Annotated in this window: 19 protein-coding genes; 9 read left to right on the top strand and 10 right to left on the bottom strand. The window is 63.7% G+C overall.

Annotated elements, in window-relative coordinates; translation table 11 throughout:
* Position 1: 1 nt before the first annotated feature.
* The 6 genes from BRA1253DRAFT_RS27395 to BRA1253DRAFT_RS27370 all read right to left on the bottom strand — a co-directional run bounded on the left by BRA1253DRAFT_RS27395 (position 2) and on the right by BRA1253DRAFT_RS27370 (position 8,491).
* On the bottom strand, positions 2–1,639 hold the full coding sequence (locus BRA1253DRAFT_RS27395; protein ID WP_007599757.1) for an ABC transporter ATP-binding protein: 1,638 nt from the start codon (positions 1,637–1,639) through the stop codon (positions 2–4).
* A gap of 4 nt (positions 1,640–1,643) precedes the next feature.
* On the bottom strand, positions 1,644–2,825 hold the full coding sequence (locus BRA1253DRAFT_RS27390) for an ABC transporter permease (RefSeq protein ID WP_007599755.1): 1,182 nt from the start codon (positions 2,823–2,825) through the stop codon (positions 1,644–1,646).
* Positions 2,825–3,934 carry a microcin C ABC transporter permease YejB gene (locus tag BRA1253DRAFT_RS27385; protein ID WP_007599754.1) on the bottom strand — a complete coding sequence of 370 codons (1,110 nt, stop codon included), beginning with the start codon at positions 3,932–3,934 and terminating at the stop codon, positions 2,825–2,827. Before BRA1253DRAFT_RS27385 ends, BRA1253DRAFT_RS27390 begins: the two co-directional genes overlap by 1 nt.
* Entirely contained in the window at positions 3,931–5,811 is a 1,881-nt protein-coding gene (locus tag BRA1253DRAFT_RS27380) for an extracellular solute-binding protein (RefSeq protein WP_007599752.1), read from the bottom strand. The genes BRA1253DRAFT_RS27385 and BRA1253DRAFT_RS27380 overlap by 4 nt, the downstream gene beginning before the upstream one ends.
* A 14-nt stretch (positions 5,812–5,825) precedes the next feature.
* Positions 5,826–7,727 (bottom strand): extracellular solute-binding protein, encoded by a 1,902-nt coding sequence (locus tag BRA1253DRAFT_RS27375; RefSeq protein WP_007599751.1) that lies wholly within the window; start codon positions 7,725–7,727, stop codon positions 5,826–5,828.
* A 209-nt stretch (positions 7,728–7,936) separates the two neighbouring features.
* The gene (locus tag BRA1253DRAFT_RS27370; RefSeq protein ID WP_007599749.1) at positions 7,937–8,491 is read right to left on the bottom strand and encodes a cytochrome c family protein; all 555 of its coding nucleotides are present in this window, start codon (positions 8,489–8,491) and stop codon (positions 7,937–7,939) included.
* Between the two features lie 231 nt (positions 8,492–8,722).
* Between BRA1253DRAFT_RS27370 and BRA1253DRAFT_RS27365 the strand changes: the two genes are divergently transcribed.
* Positions 8,723–9,463 (top strand): 3-deoxy-manno-octulosonate cytidylyltransferase, encoded by a 741-nt coding sequence (locus BRA1253DRAFT_RS27365; protein WP_007599748.1) that lies wholly within the window; start codon positions 8,723–8,725, stop codon positions 9,461–9,463.
* Positions 9,464–9,484: 21 nt separating this feature from the next.
* On the top strand, positions 9,485–10,330 hold the full coding sequence (locus BRA1253DRAFT_RS27360; RefSeq protein WP_007599747.1) for a prephenate dehydratase: 846 nt from the start codon (positions 9,485–9,487) through the stop codon (positions 10,328–10,330).
* Positions 10,331–10,375: 45 nt separating this feature from the next.
* Here the strand turns inward: BRA1253DRAFT_RS27360 and BRA1253DRAFT_RS27355 are convergent, their stop codons facing one another.
* Entirely contained in the window at positions 10,376–11,389 is a 1,014-nt protein-coding gene (locus BRA1253DRAFT_RS27355; protein ID WP_007599746.1) for an LLM class flavin-dependent oxidoreductase, read from the bottom strand.
* Positions 11,390–11,781: 392 nt separating this feature from the next.
* On the opposite strand from BRA1253DRAFT_RS27355, the gene metF reads away from it, so the two are divergent.
* From metF to BRA1253DRAFT_RS27335, 5 genes are all read left to right on the top strand, one after another.
* The gene (metF, locus tag BRA1253DRAFT_RS27350; RefSeq protein ID WP_007599745.1) at positions 11,782–12,702 is read left to right on the top strand and encodes a methylenetetrahydrofolate reductase [NAD(P)H]; all 921 of its coding nucleotides are present in this window, start codon (positions 11,782–11,784) and stop codon (positions 12,700–12,702) included.
* 6 nt (positions 12,703–12,708) lie between these two features.
* Entirely contained in the window at positions 12,709–16,572 is a 3,864-nt protein-coding gene (gene metH, locus BRA1253DRAFT_RS27345) for a methionine synthase (RefSeq protein ID WP_007599744.1), read from the top strand.
* Between the two features lie 515 nt (positions 16,573–17,087).
* A complete protein-coding gene (locus BRA1253DRAFT_RS45895) occupies positions 17,088–17,219 on the top strand; it encodes a hypothetical protein (protein WP_007599743.1) in 132 nt (43 codons plus the stop codon).
* Positions 17,201–17,968, top strand: a complete 768-nt coding sequence (locus tag BRA1253DRAFT_RS27340; RefSeq protein WP_245285966.1) for a hypothetical protein — start codon at positions 17,201–17,203, stop codon at positions 17,966–17,968. The genes BRA1253DRAFT_RS45895 and BRA1253DRAFT_RS27340 overlap by 19 nt, the downstream gene beginning before the upstream one ends.
* A gap of 83 nt (positions 17,969–18,051) precedes the next feature.
* On the top strand, positions 18,052–19,059 hold the full coding sequence (locus BRA1253DRAFT_RS27335; protein ID WP_088941392.1) for a DUF3592 domain-containing protein: 1,008 nt from the start codon (positions 18,052–18,054) through the stop codon (positions 19,057–19,059).
* 284 nt (positions 19,060–19,343) lie between these two features.
* On the opposite strand, the gene BRA1253DRAFT_RS27330 is transcribed toward BRA1253DRAFT_RS27335, so the two are convergent.
* A complete protein-coding gene (locus BRA1253DRAFT_RS27330; RefSeq protein ID WP_035995420.1) occupies positions 19,344–19,973 on the bottom strand; it encodes a glutathione S-transferase family protein in 630 nt (209 codons plus the stop codon).
* A gap of 118 nt (positions 19,974–20,091) precedes the next feature.
* Here BRA1253DRAFT_RS27330 and BRA1253DRAFT_RS27325 point away from each other — a divergent pair, with 118 nt between their 5' ends.
* Positions 20,092–20,511, top strand: coding sequence for a DUF6636 domain-containing protein (locus BRA1253DRAFT_RS27325; protein WP_007599735.1), 420 nt, complete (start codon positions 20,092–20,094; stop codon positions 20,509–20,511).
* Between the two features lie 283 nt (positions 20,512–20,794).
* Here BRA1253DRAFT_RS27325 and BRA1253DRAFT_RS27320 read toward each other — a convergent pair whose 3' ends face one another.
* Together BRA1253DRAFT_RS27320 and glpK are read right to left on the bottom strand one after the other, a co-directional pair.
* A complete protein-coding gene (locus BRA1253DRAFT_RS27320) occupies positions 20,795–21,400 on the bottom strand; it encodes an N-acetyltransferase (protein ID WP_007599733.1) in 606 nt (201 codons plus the stop codon).
* A gap of 266 nt (positions 21,401–21,666) precedes the next feature.
* On the bottom strand, positions 21,667–23,172 hold the full coding sequence (gene glpK, locus BRA1253DRAFT_RS27315; protein ID WP_007599731.1) for a glycerol kinase GlpK: 1,506 nt from the start codon (positions 23,170–23,172) through the stop codon (positions 21,667–21,669).
* Between the two features lie 418 nt (positions 23,173–23,590).
* Here glpK and BRA1253DRAFT_RS27310 point away from each other — a divergent pair, with 418 nt between their 5' ends.
* A complete protein-coding gene (locus BRA1253DRAFT_RS27310; RefSeq protein WP_007599729.1) occupies positions 23,591–24,949 on the top strand; it encodes an MBOAT family protein in 1,359 nt (452 codons plus the stop codon).

Here is a 24,949-nt window from a genome sequence, read left to right as displayed (position 1 = left end):
GCTAAGTCGCCGCAGACCCATTCCCCGCCGTCTCCAGCCGGAACGCCGCCGCAAACAGCGCGCGCGTGTAATCCGTCTTCGGGTTCTTGAAGAGCTCGGCGGCCTGGCCTTCCTCGACCACCTTGCCGCCGCGCATCACGATCAGATGGCTGGCGAGCGAGGCGACGACGCGCAGATCGTGCGAGATGAACATGTAGGTGAGATCGCGCCGGCGCTGCAATTCACGTAGCAGATCGACCATTTGCGCCTGAATCAGCATGTCGAGCGCACTGGTCGGCTCGTCCAGCACGACGAAATCCGGCTCCAGCACCACCGCCCGGGCGATGCTGATGCGCTGGCGCTGGCCGCCGGAGAATTCATGCGGATAACGGTGGCGGGTATCCGGCTTCAGTCCGACGTCCTCGAGCGCCTTGACGACGCGCTCCTCACGCTCGCCGCGCGAGAGCTGCGGCTGATGCACGGTGAGGCCTTCGGCAACGATGTCGGCGACCGACATGCGCGGGCTGAGCGAGCCGAACGGATCCTGGAACACGATCTGCATGTCGCGCCGGAACGGCCGCATCTCCTTGAAGCGCAGGCCCTGGATATCCTTTCCCAGGAACACAATGCGTCCGTTCGACGAGATCAGCCGCAGCAATGCGAGCCCCAGCGTGGTCTTGCCCGAGCCGGACTCGCCGACGACGCCAAGCGTCTCGCCCTTGCGCACGGCGATGCTGACACCGTCGACCGCCTTGATGTGACCGACCGTCTTGCGCATCAACCCGCGTTTGATCGGAAACCAGACTTTCAGGTCGTCGGCCGACATCACCACCGGCGCATCCGGCTGCGGCGGCGCCGGATCCGGCTTCGGCTCCGCGGCAAGCAGGTCGCGCGTGTAAGGATGCTTCGGGGTCTTGAACACTTGCTCGACCGGCCCCTGCTCGACGATCTCGCCGCCCTTCATGACGCAGACCTGGTCGGCGATGCGGCGCACGATGCCGAGATCGTGGGTGATGAAGAGCAGGCTCATGCCGAGGCGACTGCGGATCTCCGCGAGCAGCGTCAGGATCTGCGCCTGCACGGTGACGTCGAGCGCCGTGGTCGGCTCGTCCGCGATCAAGAGGTCAGGCTCGTTGGCGAGCGCCATCGCGATCATCACGCGCTGACGCTGGCCGCCGGAGAGCTGGTGTGGATAGCTCTTCAGCCGCGTTTCAGGCTCGGGAATGCCGACCTGCGTCAGCAATTCCAGCGTCCGCCTGCGCGCCTCGGCATTGCTGGTCGGATTGTGCAGCTGGATGATCTCGCCGATCTGCGCCTCGATCGTGTGCAGTGGGTTGAGCGAGGTCATCGGCTCCTGGAAGATGATGGAGATGTCGCTGCCGCGAATCTCCCGCATCTCCTGCTCCGACCGGTCGATCAGTTCCTGGCCCTTGAAGTGGATGCTGCCCGAAGGATGCGAGGCGTTCGGATAGGGCAAGAGCTTGAGGATCGAGAGCGCGCTGACCGACTTGCCGGAGCCGGACTCGCCGACCAGCGCCACGCACTCGCCGCGCCTGATCTGGAACGAGATCTTGTCGACCGCGAGCGTGGTGACGCCGCCCTGGTGGAAGGCCACCGAGAGCTCGCGCACGCTGAGCAGGGGCTGGTTGATCGCGTCCATTGGCTTACCTGAACGTCTTGCGCGGATCGAACGCGTCGCGCACGGCCTCGCCGATGAAAATCAAGAGCGACAGCATGATGGCGACCGAGAAGAAGCCGGAGAAACCGAGCCAGGGCGCCTGCACGTTGGACTTGCCCTGCGACAGCAGCTCGCCGAGCGACGGCGAGCCGGGCGGCAGTCCGAACCCGAGGAAGTCGAGCGCCGTTAGCGTCATCACCGAACTCGACACGATGAACGGCAGGAACGTCATGGTCGCGACCATCGCGTTCGGCAACAGATGCCGGAACATGATGACCTTGTTCGACACGCCGAGCGCCCGCGCCGCCTGGATATACTCGAAATTGCGCCCGCGCAGGAATTCCGCGCGCACGAGTCCGACCAGCGACACCCAGGAAAACAACAGCAGGATGCCGAGAAGCACGAAGAAGCCGGGCACGAGCACCGACGACAGGATCAGCAGTAGATAGAGCGAAGGAATCGCAGTCCATATCTCGATGAAACGCTGGAACAACAGGTCGATCCAGCCGCCGAAATAGCCCTGCACCGCGCCGGCCGCGATACCGACGATGGAGGAGACGATGGTCAGGCAGAGGCCGAACAGCACCGAGATGCGGAAGCCGTAGATCAGCCGCGCCACCACGTCGCGGCCCTGATCGTCGGTGCCGAGCCAGTTGTATTCGAGATCGCGGCAGCTCTTGAGGCCTTTCTTCTCGACGACAGGCTTGCATTGCGCTTCCGTCAGCATCCAGGTCGGCTTCGACGGCGCCGGCGTCGGCAGATCGAGATTGTGGGTGTCGTAGGAATAGCGGATCAGCGGCCAGACGATGCTGCCACCCTTGTCCTTGATCAACTTCTGCAGATAGGGATCGCGATAGTCGGCCGCCGTTTCGAAATCGCCGCCGAAAGTGGTTTCCGAATAGGTGACGACGGAGGGCCAATAAAGGTGGCCATCATATTTGATCAGGAACGGCCGATCATTGGCGATCAGCTCGGCGAACAGCGACACCACAAACAGGATCAGGAAGATCCAGAACGACCAATAGCCGCGCCGGTTCGCCTTGAAATTCTGCCAGCGGCGCCTGTTGAGCGGCGACGGCACGAACGGTTTGCGCGTGATCGGCACGGCATTGCCGAGCGGCGACTTCGCAGTGGTTTCGATCGGCGTGGTGGGGGCGGCCAGCGTCATCAGACCTCCCGCGCCTCGAAATCGATTCGCGGATCGATCCACATATAGGTCAGGTCAGAGATCAGGTTGATCACGAGGCCGACGAGCGAAAAGATGAAGAGCGTGCCGAACACCACGGGGTAGTCGCGGTTGAGAACGCTCTCGAAACTGAGCAGTCCCAGTCCGTCCAGCGAGAAGATGGTCTCGATCAGAAGCGAGCCCGAGAAGAAAGCGTGAATGAAGGTCGAGGGAAAGCCGGCGATGACGATCAGCATCGCGTTGCGGAAGACGTGGCCATAGAGCACCCTATTCTCGCTGCAGCCTTTCGCGCGCGCGGTCATCACGTATTGCTTGCGGATCTCGTCCAGAAACGAATTCTTTGTCAGGAACGTCATGGTGGTGAACGCACCGAGCCCCATGGCGATCAGCGGCAGCGTCAAATGCCAGAAATAATCGATGATCTTCCAGTACCACGGAAATTGCGACCAGGCGTCTGACGTCAGTCCGCGCAGCGGGAACCAGTTGAAGAACGAGCCACCGGCAAACAGGATGATCAAGAGGATCGCGAACAGGAACCCGGGTATGGCGTAGCCGAGCACGAGCACGCTCGACGTCCAGGTGTCGAAGCGCGTCCCGTCCCTGACCGCCTTGCGGATGCCGAGCGGAATCGAGATCAGGTAGGTCAGCAGCGTCAGCCATATGCCGAGCGAGATCGAGACCGGCAACTTCTCCTTGACGAGTTGCAGCACGCTGACATCGCGAAAATAGCTCTTGCCAAAATCGAAGCGGGCGAAATTCCAGACCATCAGTGCGAAGCGCTCCGGGGCCGGCTTGTCGAAGCCGAACTGCACTTCCAGCTTTTTGATGAAATCGGGATCGAGGCCTTGCGCGCCGCGATATTTCGAATTGATAGCGTCGCCGCCAGCGCCTAACTGCCCCGGGGCGCGTTGCGCAAAGTCGCTGCCGCCCGAAATGCGCGAGGTCCCGCCGGTATCGGCGCCCGAGAGCTGCGCGATCACGCGCTCGACCGGCCCGCCCGGCGCGAACTGCACGACGATGAAGGAGACGAAGAGGATCCCGAGCAAGGTCGGGATCATCAGCAGGATGCGGCGGGCGATATAGGCGCTCATGGCTGTTTCGCCTGCTCGAGCCTGGCGGCTTTGCCGCCCTCGTACCACCAGATGTCGGGGGCACCGACGCCGTTGGCATAACGCGGCGGCTTCTGCGGATGACCGAATTGGTCCCAATAAGCAAGCCGGTGCGTCTTGTTGTACCATTGCGGCACCCAATAACGGCCGGCGCGGAACAGCCGATCGAAGGCCCGGCAGGCGACGGTCAAGTCCTCGCGATTGTCCGCCGCCATGATCTTCTCGATCATGGCGTCGATGGCCGGACTGGCGACGCCCGCGAGATTATAGGAGCCCTTGGTCGCCGCGACCTGCGAGGAAAAGAACGCGCGCATAGCATCGCCCGGTGTCGCCGACATGCTGAAGCGCTGGATCGTGATGTCGAAGTCGAAATCTTCCTGGCGCGCCTTGTATTGCACGGCATCGACGAGGCGCACGCTCGCTTCGATGCCAAGCGTCGCGAGATTCTTGATGTAGGGCGCATGGTGCGGCTGGAACGAAGCCTCGTCCAACAGGAATTCGATCCTGAAGATCTCGCCGTTTGGCAGCACCCTCTTGCCGTCCTTGATCGGCAGGCCGGCGTCGCTGAGCAGTTGCTGCGCCTTGCGCAGCAGGCTGCGGTCCTGCCCGGAGCCGTCCGAGACCGGCGGCGTGAACGGCGCAGCGAACACCTCGTCGGGAATCTGGCCGCGAAACGGCTCCAGCAGCTTCAGCTCTTCCGGCGGCGGAGGCCCGTCGCTCGCCATGAGGTCCGAGTTCTGAAATGGCGACACCGTGCGGGCATAAGCACCGTACATGATGGTCTTGTTGGTCCACTCGAAGTCGAAGGCGTCGATCAGTGCCTCGCGCACGCGGGGATCCCTGAACTTGTCGCGCCGCGTGTTGATGAACCATCCTTGCGCGCCGGAGGGCGTGTCGTCGGGCACGACCTCCATCTTGACGCGACCGTCCTTCACCGCAGGGAAGTCATAGCGGGTCGCCCAGATCCGAGAGGTGAACTCCTCGCGATAGAGATAGTTCTTACCGGTGAAACCTTCGAAGGCGACATCGCGGTCGCGGTAGAATTCGTAGCGCACGACGTCAAAATTGTAGCTGCCGCGACAGGGGGGCAGATCGGCAGCCCACCAATCCTTGACGCGCTCGTATTCGATGTAGCGGTTGACCTCGAACTTGCCGACCTTGTACGGCCCCGAACCCAACGGGATCTCCAGAGACGTTTCGTCGAACGAACGGGAGGCATAGTAGGCTTTCGAGAAGATCGGCAGACTCGCCACATAGAGTGGCACGTCGCGCGCGCGTCCCTTGGCGAAGGTCACAACAAGCGTCGCATCGTCAACAGCTTCCGCGCTGACCATATCGCGCATCTGCACGATGATCAGGGGATGGCCCTTCGTCTTCAGCGACGTCAGCGAAAACGCCGCGTCGTGCGCGGTCAGCTTGGTGCCGTCGTGGAACTTCGCCTCGGGCCGCATCGTGAAGCGATAAACCAGCCTGTCTGCCGATATATTTACAGACTTGGCGGCAAGCCCGTACATCCCGTCCGGTTCGTCATTGGCTCGCACCATCAGCGGCGCAAACGTCATGTCCATGCCCTGCGCGCCATCGCCTTTGAGGATGAAGGCATTGAGCGAGTTGAAGGTTTGGTAGGACTGGTTGTAGGCGCGCACCGACGGAATCAGCGAGAAGGTGCCGCCCTTCGGCGCGTCGACATTGACGTACTCGAAGTGATGGAAGTCGGCGGGATATTTGAGGTCGCCGAAGGCCGACATGCCGTGGGCCTCGGCGGGCATCTCGGACGCTGTCGCGCCCCGGAGCCAGGAGACGCCGAACGCGCCACCGGCACCCAAGGCCAGCACATGCCGGCGTGAAAGCTGCGCCATGCGGAGAATGTCCTTCACGACTTCTTTGCGATCCGCGCCGCCTTGTCCGCGTCGTACCACCAGATGAACGGAAAGCCGGACTGACCGTATTTGGGTAATTCCGCCGGCCGGCCGAACCGATCCCAGCGCGCGGTGCGGACCTTCGTATAAGTCCACTGCGGCACGACGTAGTGATTCCACAGGAGCACGCGGTCGAGTGCCTTGGTTGCCGCGACGAGATCGTCGCGACCCTTGGCGTAGATCACCCGCTCGATGAGCTTGTCGACAGCTGGATTCTTGATGCCGGTAATATTGCGTGAACCGGCGATGTCGGCCGTCTTCGAGGACCAGAATTCGCGCTGCTCGTTGCCCGGCGACTGCGACTCGCCCCAGGAGTTGGTGACGATGTCGAAATCCCACTCGCGCGTCCTGTTCTCGTACTGGGTGGGATCCACCGTCCGCACGCTGACGGCAATGCCGAGCCGTTCTAACGAGGGCTTATAGAACAGCGTGATCCGCTCGAAACTCGGATCCGAGTTCAGCAACTCCAGGGAGAACTGGGTGCCGGTCTTGACGTCGATCAGCTTGCGGTCGCGCACCTCGTAGCCGGCTTCCTTGAACAGGCGCAGCGCTTCGCGCAGATTGTCGCGCACGGCTTCCGGACTGCCGCCGACTGGATTGGTATAGGCCGTCGTGAAGACTTCGGGCGGAACCTCGGCGCGGACCGTCTCGAGAATCTCGAGCTCCTTGCCCTGCGGCAACCCGGTCGCCATCAGCTCATCGATGCCGTCGAAATAACTGCTGATGCGCTTGTACTGGCCGTAGAAGATCTGCTTGTTCATCTCCTCGAAGTCGAACGCGTAATTGAGCGCGCGTCGCACGCGCGGATCCTTAAACTTGGCGCGGCGCAGGTTCGGCACGAAGGCCTGCATGACACCCGAGCTGCGATTGGCGAACTCCTCGAGGATCACGCGCTTTTCGGTGACGGCCGGGAAGTCGTAGGCTGTCGCCCAGTTCTTCGCGCTGTTCTCGGTGCGCCAATCGACCTGATCGGCCTTGAAGGCCTCGATCGCCACGGTGGCGTCGCGGAAATACTCGTAGCGCAGCTCGTCGAAATTATTACGGCCCACATTGGCCGCGAGGTCGCGCCCCCAATAATCTTTTACGCGCTCCAGCGCGATCGACCGTCCGGCAACGAATTCCTTGACCCGGTAGGGGCCCGAACCCAGCGGCACTTCGAGCGTGGTGGCGGAGACATCGCGCTTGCGGCCCTGCGCGTCGGTGCCCTCCCACCAATGCTTCGGCAGGACTGTGAGCTGCCCGACGATCTGCGGCAGTTCGCGGTTGCCCGGCGCGTCGAACACGAATTTCACCTCGCGCTCGCCGACCTTCTCGGCCTTCACCACATGGCTGTAATACGCCGAGTACTGCGGGTGGTGCTTCTTGAAGGAATCGAGCGAGAAGATCACGTCATCCGCGGTAACCGGCTTGCCGTCGTGCCATTTGGCTTGCGGCCGCAAGCGGTAAGTCACGAAGGAGAAATCATCCGGATGGCTGACGGCCTCGGCCAGCGCGCCGTATTCGGTCGAGACTTCGTCGAGCGCGGCCGTCGTGAGGGATTCGTAGATGAATGCTACGGCGCCGGCGACTTGCCCCTTCACACCGGAGACGACGATGTTGAAATTGTCGAATGTGCCGACGGCGATCTGGCGCGCGACGCCGCCTTTTGGCGCTTCCGGATTGACGTAGTCGAAGCGCTTGAAGTCCGCGGGGTATTTGACCTGTCCGAACAGCGACAGAGCATGGCGCCAGGTGGGCTCGTTGGCGGATTGCGCGTGTGCCACGCCGACGGCGGGAAGGCCCGCTACGGAACCAAGGGCGGGGAGCGTTACGGCAGCAGTGCCAGTGAGCAGGAGATCGCGTCGGGTAAGGGCCAAATCAACATTCCTGTCTTGAAGGAGGCTACTCCTTTAAGTTCCCAATATAGGCGAGGTTTCGACGGAATATGTTGCTTTTTCCTCATCTTGGAAGGCCGGCTGGCCGATCGCTGCGGCCAAACGCCCCGATAACAACGCCGCGAGGCCCGGATAAGCAAACGGCCAGGCTTTTCAGCCTGGCCGCTTACGAAGAGCGAAGTCGATAGGCCTTACTTCGCCGCGGTGGGCAGCGGCTTCGGGCTGTCGGAGAGGCTGTTCAGGTAAGCGATCACGTCGGCGCGCTCGCTATCCTTCGGGATGCCGGCAAAGCCCATCGCGGTGCCCGGGACAGCCGCCTTGGGATTGGCGATGAATTTGTTGAGCGCATCGAAGTCCCACGTGCCGCCCTTGGCCTTCATCGCTGCCGAGAAGTTGAAGCCGCCGCGACCTTCGCCAACATGGTCGCCGACGACGCCATAGAGGTTCGGACCGACACGGTTCGGGCCGCCCTTCTCGAAGGTGTGGCAAGCGCCGCACTTCTTGGCGGCGGCGGCGCCCTTCTCGACCGAGGCGGTCTGGAGCAGCTTTTCGATCGGCTCGGCGGCCGCGGGGGCAGCGCCGCCTTCCTTGCCGTGGCCGGCGTCTTCCTTCACTGCGATCTCGAAGCCCGGCTTTTCCGGCATCTTGGGCGAGAACAACGCCTGGGCGGTGAAGCTCGTCACCAGCAGAAGGAGACAGGTGCCGAGCACGGCACCGAGAATCTTGTTCAGTTCGAAAGAGTCCATTTCCGGCCAGGCCCCACACCGCAAGAAGGATCGAGCGGCCCAATGCGGCCGCCAGGACGAGCCTCGGAGAATCAACGTTCCTTACTGTTTCCCCGAGTTTTGCCATTGAGATATCGGTTTGCCCGGGGTCTGGCAACCCGTATAAGCGAGCGGGCTTCACGCCCGTCCCCACCCATTTCTCGGCGCGGAAAACGCCTCGTTTCCAGGCCCTTGAACCCAGGCCCTTGAATCATGATCGATCCCCGCATCCTGGTGCTTATTCCGGCCCGCATGGCCGCCACCCGCCTGCCCGGCAAGCCGCTCGCCGATATCGCGGGGCAGCCGATGATCGTGCACGTCATGCGCCGTGCCGAAGCCGCCGGGATAGGCCGGGTCGCGGTCGCAACCGACACGGCGGAGATCGCGTCCGTCGTGACCGCCCATGGCGGCGAGGCCGTGATGACCCGCCCGGAGCACCCGTCCGGCTCCGACCGCATCCACGAGGCCATGCTGAAGCTCGATCCGGACGGCAAAGCCGAGATCGTGGTCAATCTGCAGGGCGATTTCCCGACCATCACGATCGACAACATCCGCGAGGTGCTGCCGCCGCTGCAAGACCCCGTCGTGGACATTGCAACGCTGGCTTCGCAGATCCACACCGAGGAGGAGGACCTCGCGCCGAGCGTCGTGAAGGCGATCGGGACCTCGCTCGGCGGCAGACGTATGCGCGCACTTTATTTCACCCGCGCAACCGCCCCGACCGGCGACGGACCGCGCTACCACCATATCGGTCTCTATGCCTATCGCCGTGCCGCGCTGGAACGCTACGTCCGGCTCCCGCCCTCGCCGCTGGAATTGCAGGAGAAGCTCGAGCAGCTCCGGGCGCTCGAGGCCGGAATGCGCATCGACTTCACCATTGTCGATACCGTGCCCCGCGGGGTCGACACGCCGGCGGACCTGGAAACCGCCCGCAGCATCCTTTCCAAATCCTGAGCCGCTGTTACAAGGCCGAGCATGAGCAAGCTGAAAATCGCATTCCAGGGCGAGCCTGGCGCCAATTCCCACATCGCCATCGTCGAGGCCTATCCCGACGCCGAGCCGATGCCCTGCGCCACCTTCGAGGACGCCTTGTCGGCGATCTCGTCCGGCGAAGCCGATCTCGGTATGATCCCGATCGAGAATTCGGTCGCGGGCCGCGTCGCCGACATCCATCATTTGCTGCCGGCCTCCGGCCTCTTCATCATTGGCGAATGGTTTCTGCCGGTCCGGCATCAGCTGATGGCGGTGAAGGGCACCCGGCTCGAAGACATCAAGAGCGTCGAAAGCCATGTGCACGCGCTCGGCCAGTGCCGGCGCATCATCCGCAAGCTCGGCATCAAGCCCATCGTGCACGCCGATACCGCCGGCAGCGCCCGCGACATCTCCGAGCGCAACGACAAGACGGTGGCCGCGATCGCCTCGCGCCTGGCCGCAAAGATTTACGGCCTCGACATTTTGGCCGAGGACATCGAGGACGAGGCCCACAACACCACGCGCTTCGTGGTGCTGGCGCGCGAACCGAAATGGGCCGCACAGGGCTCCGGTCCGCTGGTCACGACTTTTGTGTTCCGGGTGCGCAATTTGCCGGCCGCGCTCTACAAGGCGCTCGGTGGCTTTGCCACCAACGGCGTCAACATGACCAAGCTCGAGAGCTACATGGTCGACGGCAATTTCTTCGCCACCCAGTTTTACGCCGACGTCGACGGCCACCCCGAGGACAAGGGCCTCGCTTTCGCGATCGAGGAGCTGAAATTCTTCTCGCGCGAATTCCGCATCGTCGGCGTGTATCCAGGCCACCCGTTCCGCGCGACGATGGAATAGTCCCGTGTCCCGGACGCGCGAAGCGCGAGCCGGGGCACGAGAGCCTTATCCGACCGCCTTAAGTCCGAACGCCTCCGCCAGCAGCGAATACGATTTCTTGCGCGCCTCGTGATCGTACACGGCGGTGATCACCATCAACTCGTCCGGCTTGCTCGCGTCGATCAACGGCTGCAGTGTCTTCTGCACGGTTGCAGCGCTGCCGACGAACAGGCGCGAGCGGTTGCGCCGGATCGAGATGCGCTCCGAGTCGCTATAGGGATAGGCCAGCGCCTCTTCGACGCTCGGCAACGGAAGATACTGGCCGCGGTCGCGGCGCAGGCGGTTGAGGTCGAAAGACGCGGCGAGCTTTTCGGCTTCGTCATCGGTGTCGGCCGTGATGACGGCGACCGCGAGGATCGCGCGCGGACTCGCACTCCAGGCCGAGGGCTGAAAACGATTGCGATAGTGCACCATCGCATCGATCGCATCGTGGGACGCAAAATGATGGGCGAATGCGAAGCCCATGCCGACCTGCGCGGCGAGCTCCGACGAATAATCGCTGGAGCCGAGCAGCCAGATCGGCGGCAACGGCGTATCGTCGGGCATCGCGACGACGTTGTGGTAGGGATGGCCCGAGGGGAATTCCCGGGTCTGCCACAGGATCAATTCGTGCAGCCGCTCGAGGAAATCATCGCCTTCGCGGCGGTCGAGCCGGCTGCGCAGCGCATAGGCCGTGGCACCGTCAGTGCCGGGGGCGCGGCCGAGGCCGAGATCGATGCGGCCGGGAAACAACGCCTCCAGCATCTTGAAGCGCTCGGCCACGACCAGCGGCGCGTGATTTGGCAGCATCACGCCACCGGAGCCGACGCGGATGTGCTTCGTCACCGCCGCGATTTGCCCGATCATCACGTCGGGCGCCGGACTAGCGACAGAGGCGAGATTGTGATGCTCGGCGAGCCAGTAGCGGACATAGCCGAGCCCATCGACATGGCGCGCCAGGTCGATGCTGTTGCGCAGCGCCGCGGCGGGCTTTGTGCCGCTTGTGACGACGGAGAGGTCGAGGACTGAGAGCGGGATCATGGCGCGCTAACGTAGTGGAGAGCGGCGCAGCGGCAATGGGCCGGGCGCGCAGGTCTGACGTGCAGGCCGCGGACTCGCGGGACTTCGCCGCAGTGTTGGGACAGCGACCGCGCTAATAGTATCATTTTCATATTGCCCACCGATAAATTCGCGCCGAACGAACCACCCTCTTCTATTATATATCTGATATATCAGATATTTTATCTAAAATCGAACTTCCCACCTCGACCTCTTACCTCAGATGTTTCTTAATTTATACCCGTAAAGTGGGCAATTTCCCATCACTGATGGGCTGTCGAGTGCGGCCGCTTTGGCCTATCTTGACCTCTCCCAATCTAGACCTGACCGCCGGCCGCCAGCGACCCGGCGAGCCCTTGGAGTGAGTGGTGCCCATGACTGACGCGACGATGCCTGCCCACACCGACGGGCAAGACGGGTACCTGAAGCGGCCTGCGATCTCCTTCGAGTTCTTTCCGCCCAAGACGGAAGATATGGAGCGCAATCTCTGGGACACCATCAACCGGCTGGCCCCGCTCGACCCGAAATTCGTCTCGGTGACCTATGGCGCCGGCGGCTCGACCCGTGAGCGGACCCACGCGACCATCTCGCGCATCCTGAAAGAGACCGCGCTGCTGCCGGCCGCGCATCTGACCTGCGTCGGCGCCTCGCGCGGGGAGATCGACGAGATCGTCGACCGCTATCACGAGGTCGGCGTCCGCCACATCGTGGCTTTGCGCGGCGATCCCGCCGGCGGCATCGGCACGGCCTACTCCAGCCATCCCGACGGCTACCAGAGTTCCGCCGACCTCGTCGCCGGCATCAAGAAGCGGCACGGCGATATCGAGGTGTCGGTGTCGGCGTACCCCGAGAAGCATCCCGAGGCGCGCGACTTCGACGATGACATCGACACGCTGCAGGCCAAGGTCGATGCGGGCGCGACCCGCGCGATCACGCAGGTGTTCTTCGATAACGACCTCTACTTCCGCTATCTCGACCGCGTGCGGGCGCGCGGGATCAACATCCCGATCGTGCCGGGCATCATGCCCATGCACAATTTCAAGCAGGCTCGCAATTTCGTCACCCGCGCCGGCACCTCCGTGCCGGATTGGTTCGCCGCGAAATTCGAGGGCCTCGACGACGACGCCGAGACCCGCAAGCTGGTGGCGGCCACCGTCGCCGCCGGCCAGGTGCAGAAGCTGGCCAAGCACGGCGTCGACACCTTCCATTTCTACACCATGAACCGCGCCGATCTCGTGTTCGCGATCAGCCATTTGCTCGGCATCCGCGCCAAGAGCGCGCAGAAGGCGGCTTAAGACACCATGACCGTATCCACCTCTCCCAAGCGAACCGCCCTGCTCAACGCCGCGCGCGAGCGCATTCTCGTGCTCGACGGCGCCATGGGCACGATGATCCAGAACCTCCAGTTCGACGAAGCCGCCTTCCGCGGCGGGCGCTTCAAGAACTTCCATCGCGATTTGCGCGGCAACAACGACCTCCTGATCCTGACCCAGCCGCAGGCGATCGAGGACATCCACGCCGCCTATTTGCGTGCCGGCGCCGACATCGTCGCCACCAACACCTTCTCCACGACTTCGATTGCCCAGGCCGATTACGATCTCGCCGACATCGTCTACGAGATGGCGCGTGAAGGCGCCCGCCTCGCCGGCAATGCCGCACGCCGCGTCGAGGCCGAGGACGGCAAGCCGCGCTTCGTCGCGGGCGCCATCGGACCGACCAACCGCACCGCCTCGATCTCGCCCGACGTGTCCAATCCCGGCTACCGCGCCGTCACGTTCGACGATCTGCGCAAATCCTATGGCGAGCAGATCAACGGCATGCTCGACGGCGGCGTCGATCTGCTGCTGGTCGAGACCATCTTCGACACGCTGAACGCCAAGGCGGCGCTCTACGCGATCGCCGAGATCACCGAGGAACGCGGCATCGACATGCCCGTGATGGTGTCGGGCACCATCACCGACAAGTCCGGCCGCCTGCTGTCCGGCCAGTTGCCGGAAGCGTTCTGGCATTCGGTGCAGCACGCCAAGCCCGTCACCATCGGCTTCAACTGCGCGCTCGGCGCGGAAGATCTGCGCGCGCATATCGCCGATATCGGCCGCGTCGCCGACACGCTCGTTTGTGCCTATCCCAATGCCGGCCTGCCCAACGAGTTCGGCCAGTATGACGAGACCCCGGAATACATGGCGCGCCTGGTCGGCGAGTTCGCGCGTGATGGTTTGGTCAACATCGTCGGCGGTTGCTGCGGCACCACGCCGGACCATATCGCGGCGATTGCGGCTGCGGTCGCGCCGCACAAGCCGCGCATCGTGCCGGAGATCGAACCTCGCTTGCGGCTCTCCGGCCTCGAGCCGTTCATCCTGACCGACGCGATTCCTTTCGTGAATGTCGGCGAGCGCACCAACGTCACCGGCTCCGCCCGCTTCCGCAAGCTGGTCACTGCCGGCGACTACACCGCCGCGCTGCAAGTCGCGCGCGACCAGGTCGAGAACGGCGCGCAGATCATCGACGTCAACATGGACGAGGGTCTTCTGGACTCGGAAGCCGCGATGGTGACCTTCCTCAACCTCGTCGCCGCCGAGCCCGACATCGCCCGAGTCCCGGTGATGGTCGATTCCTCGAAATTCTCGGTGATCGAGGCCGGCCTGAAATGCGTGCAGGGCAAGCCGGTCGTCAACTCGATCTCGATGAAGGAGGGCGAGGAGAAGTTCGTTCACGAGGCCAAGATCGCCCGCCGCCACGGCGCGGCCGTCGTGGTGATGGCGTTCGACGAGGTCGGCCAGGCCGACACGTTCGCCCGCAAGACCGAGATCTGCAAGCGCGCCTACGACATCCTGGTGAACCGCGTCGGCTTCCCGCCGGAAGACATCATCTTCGATCCGAATATTTTCGCGATCGCAACCGGCATCGAGGAGCACAACAATTACGGCGTCGACTTCATCGAGGCGACGCGCTGGATCCGCAAGAATCTGCCGGGCGCGCACATTTCTGGCGGTGTGTCCAACCTGTCATTCTCGTTCCGCGGCAACGAGCCGGTGCGCGAGGCCATGCACTCGGTGTTCCTGTATCATGCCATCAAGGCCGGCATGGACATGGGCATCGTTAATGCCGGGCAGATGATCGTCTATGACGACATCGATCCCGAATTGCGCCAGGTGTGCGAGGACGTCATCCTCAACCGCGACCCCGGCGCCTCCGAGCGTCTGCTGGCGCTCGCGGAAAGATTCCGCGGCAACAAGACCCAGACCAAGGAAGCCGATCTCGCCTGGCGCGAATGGCCGGTGGCGAAGCGGCTGTCGCATTCGCTGGTGCACGGCATCACCGAATTCATCGAGCAGGATACCGAAGAGGCCCGCAAGGCCTCGACGCGCCCGCTCGACGTGATCGAGGGACCGCTGATGGCCGGCATGAACGTGGTCGGCGATCTCTTCGGCGACGGCAAGATGTTCCTGCCGCAGGTGGTGAAGTCGGCCCGCGTGATGAAGCAGGCGGTCGCCTGGCTTATGCCGTTCATGGAGGAAGAGAAGGCGCGCAATCTCGCCAACGGCATCGGCACGGAAGGCTCCTCGTCCGCCGGCAAGATCGTGCTCGCGACCGTCAAGGGCGACGTCCACGACATCGGCAAGAACATCGTCGGCATCGTGCTCCAGTGCAACAATTACGAGGTGATCGACCTCGGCGTGATGGTGCCGGCAGCCAAGATCGTCGAGACCGTGAAGGCGGAGAAGGCCGACATCGTCGGGCTGTCCGGCCTGATCACGCCCTCGCTCGACGAGATGGCGTTCTTCGCCGCAGAATTGCAGCGAGAAGGCCTCAAGCTGCCGCTGCTGATCGGCGGCGCCACCACGAGCCGTGTGCATACGGCGGTGAAGATCGACCCGAGCTATCGCGCCGGCCCCGTGGTGCATGTCAACGACGCCAGCCGCGCCGTTGGTGTTGCGTCTGCTCTGCTGTCGCCCGAGAGGCGCGAGGCCTATGCCGCCGAAGTCCGCGCTGAATACGCAAAGATCTCGGACGCGCATATGCGCGCCCAGGCCGACAAGAAGCGGCTGAAGCTGGCGACCGCCCGCGCCAACCGCGTGCCGGTCGACTTTGCCGCGAACAAGCCGGTGAAGCCGACCTTCCTCGGCACCAGGAGCTTCGACGACTACGATCTCGCCGAGCTGGTGCCCTATATCGACTGGACGCCGTTCTTCCAGACCTGGGAGCTCGCCGGGCGCTTCCCCGCCATCCTTAGCGATGCCAAGGTCGGCGAGGTCGCGCGCTCGCTCTACGACGACGCGCGGAAAATGCTCGACCTGATCGTCAAGGAAAAATGGTTCCGAGCGCGCGCCACCGTCGGCTTTTGGCCGGCCAATGCAGAGGGCGACGACATCGTGCTTTATGCCGACGAGAGCCGGACCAGGACGATCGCGACGCTGCACACGCTGCGCCAGCAGCTCGAGAAGCGCGAGGGCCGTTTCAACGCCGCGCTGTCCGACTTCGTCGCACCCGCCACCACCGGCGTGCCCGATTATGTCGGGGGCTTCGTCGTCACCGCCGGCATCGGCGAGGATGTGGTCGCCGACCGGTTCAAGATGGCCAATGACGACTACTCCTCGATCCTGTGCAAGGCGCTGGCCGACCGCCTCGCCGAAGCCTTTGCCGAGCGCATGCATGCCCGCGTCCGCCGCGAGTTCTGGGCCTATGCGCCCGACGAGGCGCTCTCGACCGACGAGTTGATCCTCGAAAAGTACCAGGGCATCCGTCCCGCCCCCGGCTATCCCGCGCAGCCCGATCACACCGAGAAGGCGACGCTGTTCGAGCTGCTCGACGCCGAGAACACCGCCGGCGTGAAGCTGACCGAGAGCTTTGCGATGTGGCCGGGCTCTTCGGTGTCGGGGCTCTATCTCGCTAGCCCCGAGAGCTATTATTTCGGCGTCGGCAAGATCGAGCGCGATCAGGTCGAGGATTATGCTGCGCGCAAGGGCATGAGCGTCGCCGAGGCCGAGCGCTGGCTCGCGCCGATCCTGAACTACATCCCGGCGCGAGAGAGCCCAGGCGACAAGGCGGCGTTCGCGGCAACGCCGGCGAACGACGAGACGTCGAAGGAGCTTGCCTCGCATCCGCCGGGCTGCACCTGCGCGGTGCACCTGGTCTGGCAGAAGAAGCGCGCGGGCGCGGGTTAGGCGCCCTCCAAACAAAAAGCGAGAAATCAACCCCATGCACAGTAGACATGGGGTTGAAAAAGCTCGATAAATTTCGGTCTTGCCGAAATGACTTGCGGCGTCGGGCAAAACACCTGTATGAATGCATGATCGCCGACCGCGCCCGTTTGACACTCGCTGCCTCGTCCGTCGCGATCATGCGCGCGTACCACACGTTCGGTGTCGTCCGTTCGGTGTCGTCTTGGCGAAGGCCAGGACCCATACCGCGTGATCCATCGGTGACCATCGCTGGTAATACCGAACGACCAATCTTCGCCAAATGACCCATTTGGGTCATGGGTCCTGGCTTTCGCCAGGACGACATTGGTGAAGCAAATGCTCAGCCTGTACCGGAACGACGCAGCACATCGAACAGCTGCGGATGCGCCCTCGCAAGAATCGGCCGCTTGTGAACTCGTTCACTTGTCCGCTCAACCTTGGTTCGCTACTCTCTCGGCCTACTACCTTCAACCGACGATTTGCTTGGGATCGAACAAATGAAGCAGTTCATTGCACCGTTCCTCGCCGCGATCGCTCTCGTCGTGCTGCCCACGATTGCCGCGGCGGACTGTCCGAAAGGCTATGTGCCATGCGGCGAGAAAAATCAGTTGTGCTGCCCGGGAAAATAGCAAGCCGCAAATGGCTTTGGCTTGGTAGCGGAGTCTTCGTCGCGATCGGCCTCGTGATGGTCGCGGTCTACGCCGGATTCCCGCGGAAGAAGCAGACGATCACGGCCATCCTCTCCGAGACCGGATATTTCGAGGTGGTGCCGCCAAGCACGTTCGGCGGCCCCGGCACGATCAACACCATCGAGTATCTGAGCAACGGCCGGCTGGAGCTGCATCCGACTTGTGATGTCGATCCAACGCTGCTGACCGGCAAGATCCAGAAATCGCGGACCGTCGACCGGGACCTGAAGCAGTCGCTCGAGAAGAGGCTCGACGTGTCGGCCCAGGTCAAGGACAAGCTGTCGGCCCTCGCCGGAATGCAGCAGGTCGAGGCCGTCAACCTCAAGCTCGAGAATGCCAGCATTCTGCTGATATCCGACGAGTCGCTGATCTCGGCCCGCAACGCCTTGCTGAAGGCCGAGTGTGAGGACGCGGTCACTCAGAACGTTTCGAGCGGCGGCGTCGTGTGCCAGACGCGGTCCGTGCTGGAGGCCGACGTCGTCTACGAAATCAAATATCACAACGCGATTTCGATGGAGGAGAGGGCCAAACTGACCTCCGAGATCGCGACGAAGCTCGATCTGGACGTCCATGAGGGGACGAACGACAAGGTCTCCGGCTCTCAATTGTTCTTTGGCATCAGACTGTCGCCCAATCCGATCGTGATGCACTCTGCCTCGGGCGAGATCAAGCCCTGCACGAGGAGATAGGATCGGCGCCGCACCCCTGCCATGAACGCAACCCGCGTTCGCTGCGACCAATGGCGGTCGCCGCCGAAGCGCAGGGGAATCGGATGCTGAACGCCCAACAATTGATGTGGACACAGATTGCCGCCGGCATCGCCGTGCTGCTGTTTGGATTGACGCTGTTCAACCTGGTCCGCATGCGCGGCCGGATGGTGGCCGCGCGGAGCTGGGACAAGGTGGAGGGCATCATCACGGTCTCCCGAGTCGACCAGCCGGCGGCGCATTCCTCGGACGATCGGAACGACGCCAAGCCCATCATCCGCTATCGCTATCAGGCCGGCGGCCAGGAGCTGGAAAGCGACAAGATCTTTGTCGGCGGCCCCGTCATCACGACGAGGGTCTTGGCCGCAAAACTGACCGGACGCTATCCGGTCGGCGCCCATGTCGAGGTCCATGTCGATCCGAAGCAACCGACCGAGGCGCTGCTGGAGCCCGCCGCCGCGCAGAACGTCGCGGCGCTGGTGGCGTTCACGTTGGTGTTCGGAATTATCGCCGCCACCCTGACCGCGCATTCGTTCGCAGGCCACGTGCTCTACGCCGACAAGGGCGTCCCGCTATTCGCGTTCGCGGTGCCGATCATCGTGCTCGTGGGCGGGGTGTTCTTCGCCGCCGATTATGTCCGGACGCGCCGGCTGGCGAGCGCCAGCCTGCGCTGGCCGACCGCGTCGGGCAGGGTCATCCATTGCGACGTGATCGAGGAAATCATCGAAGAGAAGACCGAGCACGACAATCGACCGACGACATCAAAGCTCGTCCACCGCTATCAGGTCGACCTGCGCTACGCCTACAGGGTCGGCAAGCGCGACTTCATCGGCACCGAAGTCGATTGGAACGGCACCATGATCTCCGGCCTGCGCGAGGTCGCCGAAGAGGGCGCTGCGAAATATCGGCCCGGGAAGAGCGTCCAGGTCTATTACGATCCGGACCAGCCGGGGCAGGCCGTGTTGGAGCCGGCACGCCGGGAGGGCGCGCTGGGGCCGCTGATCGGTGCCGCGGTCTGCGCGGTCGTCGGCGGCCTTTTCCTGATGATCCTGATCAAGGTCGGGTTCGCGTAGCGGCGCTTCTCGGTTCGCCTCTCCCCCCTGGCTGAAGGACAAACGCATATGACGTCTCAGCGGCGCCCGAGCGAGCGCCTCGTCCTTCGAGACGGCCGCTTCGCGGCCTCCTCAGGATGAGGCTCAGCTGCATCCATCCGCGTGAAGTGCTGCCGCATACGCATCCCTCATCCTGAGGGCCCGCCGCAGGCGGGCGTCTCGAAGGATGGCCGCAGCCGAGCTTCCAGCCATATGCTTCTTCATATGCGATGGCCCTACCGCCCGCGGGAGAGATTGAAAGAGCCTCACCCCTTCGGCGGTGCCAGCGGTTGCACGATCTCCCGGAACGGCGCCAGCGCCTCGCAAGCGTCGGCATGCGCCGATAGCGACGGATAGCGCGATGGCTCGAACAGAAGCGGGTGCGCCTCACGGGTGAAGCGGACGACGCAGGCGACCACAACGTCGGCGTGGCCGATACGATCGCCCAGCCAGTATGGCGTGGTCACCCTGGCGCGCTCGGCCTCCAGCGCTTTCAGCACGTCCGCGATCTGCGCCTGGCAGCGCTCGACCCACAGCGCAAGCTGCTCCTTCCGCAGCACGCGCTCGTAGAGCAGGCTGACCGCCTTGTCGCCGAGACCGGAGGCGAGCGCGCAGATGCGCAAATGACGCCGGCGCTCGGCGCCGGAGCGCGGCAGCATCGCCTTCTCCGGCCCTACCAATTCATCGAGATAATCGAGGATGACCGTGCTCTCGATCAGCGCCTCGCCATCGTCGAGCACCAGCGTCGGCACGCGGCGCAGCGGGTTATAGGGCGCGATTTTGTCGGCATCGCCAAAGGTCGACCACGGCTTGTGCTCGAAGGCGAGGCCGTAAAGCCGCAGCGCGATCGCGACGCGGCGGACGAAGGGGGAATCGTATTGGCCGATCAGGAACATGGTTTGGCAGCCTTTGTCATTGCTGGGCTTGACCCGGCAATCCATCTCTTCTCAGATTAGGAAGCGATGGATGCCCGGATCAAGTCCGGGCATGGCAGAGCTGGGCGCAGGAGCATGCATGACGCAACGACTTGCAACGGTCGCACTCGGGCTCTCCCTGCTGGCCGCGAGCCTCGCCCACGCGCAGGACCGTCCGATCGGCTTTCAGACGCCGTCGAAAAACATCGCCTGCCAGTTCTTCACTGACAATGGTCAAGGCGTGCTCCGCTGCGACATCATGAACCTGGACACGCGGCCGCGCCGTCCGGCCGATTGCGAGCTGGAATGGGGCAACGCCTTCGAGATGAGCGCGAAAGGCAGCGCAGGCCGCATCTGCGTCGGCGACACCATCATGGACCCGTCATTGCCGGTGCTGTCCTATGGCGAGGTCTGGCAGCGCGCGGGGTTTACGTGCCGGTCGGAGCCGACGGGGCTGACGTGCTTCAATGCGATGCAGCGCGGGTTCTCGCTGGCGCGGGCGAAGCAGGAGGTGTTTTGAGCGTGTAGCCCGCATGGAGCGGAGCGGAATGCGGGGACGCTGTGCCGGATTTCGCTCCGCTCCAACCGGGCTACGCTTCCGAGGCTTGATTGCTTGCGTCGCGTCAACTTGGGAGCGCGTAGCCCTAATGAAACGCGACGACAGCGCCACACTCCGTCCTTGCGAGCGCAGCGAAGCAATCCAGCCACCGATTTAGGGGAGGCTCAGTATCTTTCCACGGAAACAGTCTGGATTGCTTCGTCGCAATGGCTCCTCGCACTGACGGTCGGAAGGCAGCTGCGCACTAGCCGATGATCGGCACATGCTTGGCCGCGGTCCGTGGCGCGGTGCCATCGAGGCGCGGGTCGTCGGCGATCTCGATCTGGCGGCGGAACGGGCGGAAGCCCGAGCGCTGGTAGAACGCGACGGCCGACGGATGATCGAAGGTGCAGGTGTGCACCCAGACGCGGGACAGGTCGCGTGACCATGCGAGCTCAAGCGCGCGGTTCATCAGGAAGCGGGCGGCACCGCTCCCGATCAGTTTCGCGGTGACACCGAAATACACGAGCTCGCACTGGCCGGCCTCGCGAAAGTCCAGCTCCAGCAGGCCTTCATCGTGGCCGTCCACGACAAGCCCATAGACCTCGACGCCCGGTGCGTGGATGATTGCGGCGAGCTCGGCGTCGTTCATGCGCGCCCGCGAAAACCACAACCACTCCTCGCCAACGCGACGATGGAGGTCGCGATACCAATGAAGCGCGGGGGTATCGACCTTGCGCAGGGTCCAAAGACCTGATGGAGCGCCCGGCGGATCGGCGCGGCGCGCAGGGCGCGCGGTCATCTCGAGATGGGTGACGACGGCAACGATCTTGCCGGCGGGGATGTCGGAATAGCCGTCGGGGAGGATCATGGGATGCGTCCCGTTGAAGCTGAGCGCCGGCCACACATTCCGGGTCGTCCTGGCGAAAGCCAGGACCCATTACCACAGCTGGTCGCCGTTGCGGCAGGCTGGGGCCGACAGCGGTCAAAGGCAACTTAGCACGGTGGTTATGGGTCCTGGCTTTCGCCAGGACGACGGCGGAGTTTGTGGATACGCCTCGTTCATCGCGGCGTCAGGGTAATCGCTTCCAGAGAACCCCGGATTTCACTGCGCTCCATCCGGGCTACGAGATCGGCCTAACCCTCGCCCTCGTCGCTCGCCAGCACGCCCTTCACCGCCCTCGCCCAGCCCGCCAGCTTCCGCTCGCGCGTCGCCTGGCTCATGTTCGGCTTGAAGCGATGCTCGAGGCGCCAGTTGTCGGCGAACTTGGTCGGTTCGGGATAGACGCCGGCCTCGAGACCCGCGAGATAGGCGGCGCCCAGTGCCGTCGTCTCCTGGATCACGGGGCGGTCGACCGGCGCGTCGAGCAGGTCGGCGAGGCGCTGCATGGTCCAGTCGGATGCGGTCATGCCCCCATCGACGCGGAGGACCACGCTCGCCACCTCCGAGCTCGGCCAGTCGGCCCGCATCGCGGCCCAGAGGTCGAAGGTCTGGTAGCAGACGCTTTCCAGAGCGGCGTGGGCAAGCTCGGCCGGGCCGGTGTTGCGGGTGAGGCCGAACAGCGCGCCGCGCACGCGCGGATTCCAGTACGGCGCGCCCATGCCGACGAAGGCCGGGACGAGATAGACGCTCTGCATCGAATCCGATTGATCGGCGAGAGGTCCGGTCTCGGCGGCGTGCTTGATGATGCCGAGGCCGTCGCGCAGCCACTGCACCGCGCTACCTGCGACGAAGATCGAGCCTTCGAGCGCGTAGGTGCGTTTGCCACCGAGCTGGTAGGCGATGGTGGTGAGCAGCTTGTTCTTCGAGGCCACGGGCGTGGTGCCGGTGTTGAGCAGGGCGAAGCAGCCGGTGCCGTAGGTGGATTTCATCATGCCCGGACGGAAGCAGGCCTGGCCGATGGTCGCGGCCTGCTGGTCGCCGGCGATGCCGGAGATCGCAATCGCGCCGCCGAACAGATCCGGCGTGCTCTCGCCGAAGCGGGCTGAGGAATCCTTCACCTCGGGCAGCATCGAGCGCGGCACGCCGATGATCTCCAAGAGCTCGTCGTCCCACTGCCCGGTGTGGATGTTAAACAACAGCGTGCGCGAGGCGTTGGTGGCGTCGGTGGCATGCACCTTGCCGCCGGTGAGGCGCCACAGCAGATAGCAATCGACGGTGCCGAACATCAATTCGCCGCGCGCGGCACGCGCCCGCGCGCCGGGGACGTGGTCGAGAATCCAGGCGACCTTGGTGCCGGAGAAATAGGGATCGATGATCAGGCCGGTCTTCTGCGAGATCACGGGCTCGCGGCCGTCGGCTTTCAGTCTCGCGCAGATGTCGGCGGTGCGGCGGTCCTGCCAGACGATGGCGCGATGCACGGCCTGCCCGGTGGCGCGATCCCACACCACGGTCGTCTCGCGCTGGTTGGTGATGCCGATCGCGGCGATGTCCTTTGCGCTGATGCCGGCTTGCGCGATCGCCTCGCGGCAGACCGTCACGGTCGAGGTCCAGATGTCCTCCGGCTCGTGCTCGACCCAGCCCGAGGCGGGGAAATGCTGCGGAAACTCGGCTTGCGCCTTTGCCGCAATGGATATGTCGCCGCGAAACACGATCGCGCGCGAGGAGGTGGTGCCCTGGTCGATGGCGAGGACGAAAGACATGGCAGCTTGCCCTTGGCGTGTTCCCGTGAGGAGGGGTTGTTGTGTTGGGGCAGAGAAAACGGGATTGCCGGCAGCAGGTCAAGGCGCCGGCGTTGATCCTCCCCGGGGGGGGGCGGCGGCATCGGCAGTGCGCTCCCTCCCCCGCTTGCGGGGGAGGGCTGGGGTGAGGGCTGTCTCCGCAATGGGATTGTCAAGAATTGCGGAGGGAATCCCCAAGGGGTGAGAGCCCTCACCCGCCGCGCGCGGACGATGCTTCGCATCGCCCGGGGCGCGTCGGCCTCTCCCGCAAGCGGGAGAGGCGGAGCAAGCGGCGCGGTCCTTTTGAATTTCATATGCCACTGCCCTGGAGCGGGGGAGGACACCGGACTAGGACGGAGAATGCGAAAATGCTACATGCCGGGCGGGCAGATGGGGCGGCATGACCTTCACTTCTTTTCAGTTCGGCGTCTTCGTCGCGATCGTCTTTGGCGTCTATTACCTGCCTTCGCTGCGCAGCTTCCAGGTCCCGCTGCTCGTCCTCGCAAGCGTGTTCTTCTATGGCTTCGGCCAGCCCGAGCTGCTGCCGCTGCTGCTCGTTGCGGTGCTCGGCACCTATCTCTGCCTCGTGCTTGCGTTTGATAACCGAACTTTCTGGATGCCGGCCGGCATCGTCTTCAATCTCGGCCTGCTGGCGTTCTTCAAATACAAGTTCCTGTTCGTTGACGCCGCCGCGGCCCATCTGACCGGCTCCGCGCCGATCGACTTCCTGCTGCGGCTGCCGCTGCCGATCGGCATCTCGTTCTTCGTGTTCCACAACATCAGCCTGCTGGTCGATCTGACGCGCGAGAAGCGCACCGTGCGCTTGCGCGAGGTGTTCCTCTACATCATCTTCTTTCCGCAGCTGGTGTCCGGCCCGATCACGCGTGCGGCCCAGTTCATGCCGCAGATCGTTCCCAAGCGGATCGGCGACGTCGCCTTCGTCGAGGCCGCGAAGTGGATTCTGGTCGGCTATTTCTTCAAGCTGTATGTGGCGAACAATCTCAACGAGATGACGTCCTATATGGACTTCCCGCTCTACGAGACGCTGCGCACGCAGGACCGCTGGCTGCTGGTGTTCCTCTACAGCTACCAGATCTACGCCGACTTCTTCGGCTACTCGGCGATTGCGCTCGGCCTCGGCCTGCTGTTCGGCTATCGCCTGCCCGTGAACTTCAATTTGCCCTACATCTCGATTTCATTCTCGGAGTTCTGGACGCGTTGGCACATCTCATTGTCGAGCTGGCTCAGGACCTATTTGTACATTCCGCTCGGCGGCAACCGTCATGGACCGGCACGAACCACTCTCAACCTGATGATCGTGATGACGCTTGGCGGTCTCTGGCATGGTGCAAGCCTGAGCTACGCGCTGTGGGGGATGGCGCACGGGTTTCTGCTCGTGATCGAACGACCGTTCCTGAAGCTGCTGGGCGATCGAAGCCCCGCGGTGCGGGTGATCCGGATGGGCATCGTGTTCTTCTGCGTCACGATGCTCTGGATCTTCTTCAAGCTGCCGAACTTCGACCACGCGCTCAGCTATCTCAAGGGAATGTTCATGGCGACGGACGCGCCCAATCCACCAAAACTGTTCACCAATCTGGCTTTGCTTTACGCCTTGCCTGTTATCATCCAGCATATCGGCATCGGCGCGTTCGTCGAAGGCCGCTTGCGGCGATGGGAGCCGTATCTCTATGGCGCGCTCGCAGCGCTCGCCTGTCTCGAGGCGGGGCCCGACAGCACTTTCATCTACTTCCAGTTCTGA

Origin of the sequence: Bradyrhizobium sp. WSM1253 (assembly GCF_000244935.1) — a bacterium.
Taxonomy (GTDB): Bacteria; Pseudomonadota; Alphaproteobacteria; order Rhizobiales; family Xanthobacteraceae; genus Bradyrhizobium; species Bradyrhizobium canariense.
The sequence above is the reverse complement of the archived record's forward strand: the minus strand, read 5'-3'. Positions and strand labels throughout refer to the sequence as shown.

Bases quoted from the DNA above. Each gene is read 5' to 3' on its own strand.
- BRA1253DRAFT_RS27395 (WP_007599757.1), bottom strand. From the start codon at position 1,639: ATGGACGCGATCAACCAGCCCCTGCTCAGCGTGCGCGAGCTCTCGGTG.
- BRA1253DRAFT_RS27360 (WP_007599747.1), top strand. From the start codon at position 9,485: ATGAGCAAGCTGAAAATCGCATTCCAGGGCGAGCCTGGCGCCAATTCC.
- glpK (WP_007599731.1), bottom strand. From the start codon at position 23,172: ATGTCTTTCGTCCTCGCCATCGACCAGGGCACCACCTCCTCGCGCGCG.
- BRA1253DRAFT_RS27390 (WP_007599755.1), bottom strand. From the start codon at position 2,825: ATGACGCTGGCCGCCCCCACCACGCCGATCGAAACCACTGCGAAGTCG.
- BRA1253DRAFT_RS27355 (WP_007599746.1), bottom strand. From the start codon at position 11,389: ATGATCCCGCTCTCAGTCCTCGACCTCTCCGTCGTCACAAGCGGCACA.
- BRA1253DRAFT_RS27310 (WP_007599729.1), top strand. From the start codon at position 23,591: ATGACCTTCACTTCTTTTCAGTTCGGCGTCTTCGTCGCGATCGTCTTT.
- BRA1253DRAFT_RS27320 (WP_007599733.1), bottom strand. From the start codon at position 21,400: ATGATCCTCCCCGACGGCTATTCCGACATCCCCGCCGGCAAGATCGTT.
- BRA1253DRAFT_RS27380 (WP_007599752.1), bottom strand. From the start codon at position 5,811: ATGGCGCAGCTTTCACGCCGGCATGTGCTGGCCTTGGGTGCCGGTGGC.
- BRA1253DRAFT_RS27330 (WP_035995420.1), bottom strand. From the start codon at position 19,973: ATGTTCCTGATCGGCCAATACGATTCCCCCTTCGTCCGCCGCGTCGCG.
- BRA1253DRAFT_RS27335 (WP_088941392.1), top strand. From the start codon at position 18,052: ATGCTGAACGCCCAACAATTGATGTGGACACAGATTGCCGCCGGCATC.
- BRA1253DRAFT_RS27385 (WP_007599754.1), bottom strand. From the start codon at position 3,934: ATGAGCGCCTATATCGCCCGCCGCATCCTGCTGATGATCCCGACCTTG.
- metF (WP_007599745.1), top strand. From the start codon at position 11,782: ATGACTGACGCGACGATGCCTGCCCACACCGACGGGCAAGACGGGTAC.
- BRA1253DRAFT_RS27365 (WP_007599748.1), top strand. From the start codon at position 8,723: ATGATCGATCCCCGCATCCTGGTGCTTATTCCGGCCCGCATGGCCGCC.
- BRA1253DRAFT_RS27325 (WP_007599735.1), top strand. From the start codon at position 20,092: ATGACGCAACGACTTGCAACGGTCGCACTCGGGCTCTCCCTGCTGGCC.
- BRA1253DRAFT_RS27370 (WP_007599749.1), bottom strand. From the start codon at position 8,491: ATGGACTCTTTCGAACTGAACAAGATTCTCGGTGCCGTGCTCGGCACC.
- metH (WP_007599744.1), top strand. From the start codon at position 12,709: ATGACCGTATCCACCTCTCCCAAGCGAACCGCCCTGCTCAACGCCGCG.
- BRA1253DRAFT_RS45895 (WP_007599743.1), top strand. From the start codon at position 17,088: ATGAAGCAGTTCATTGCACCGTTCCTCGCCGCGATCGCTCTCGTCGTG.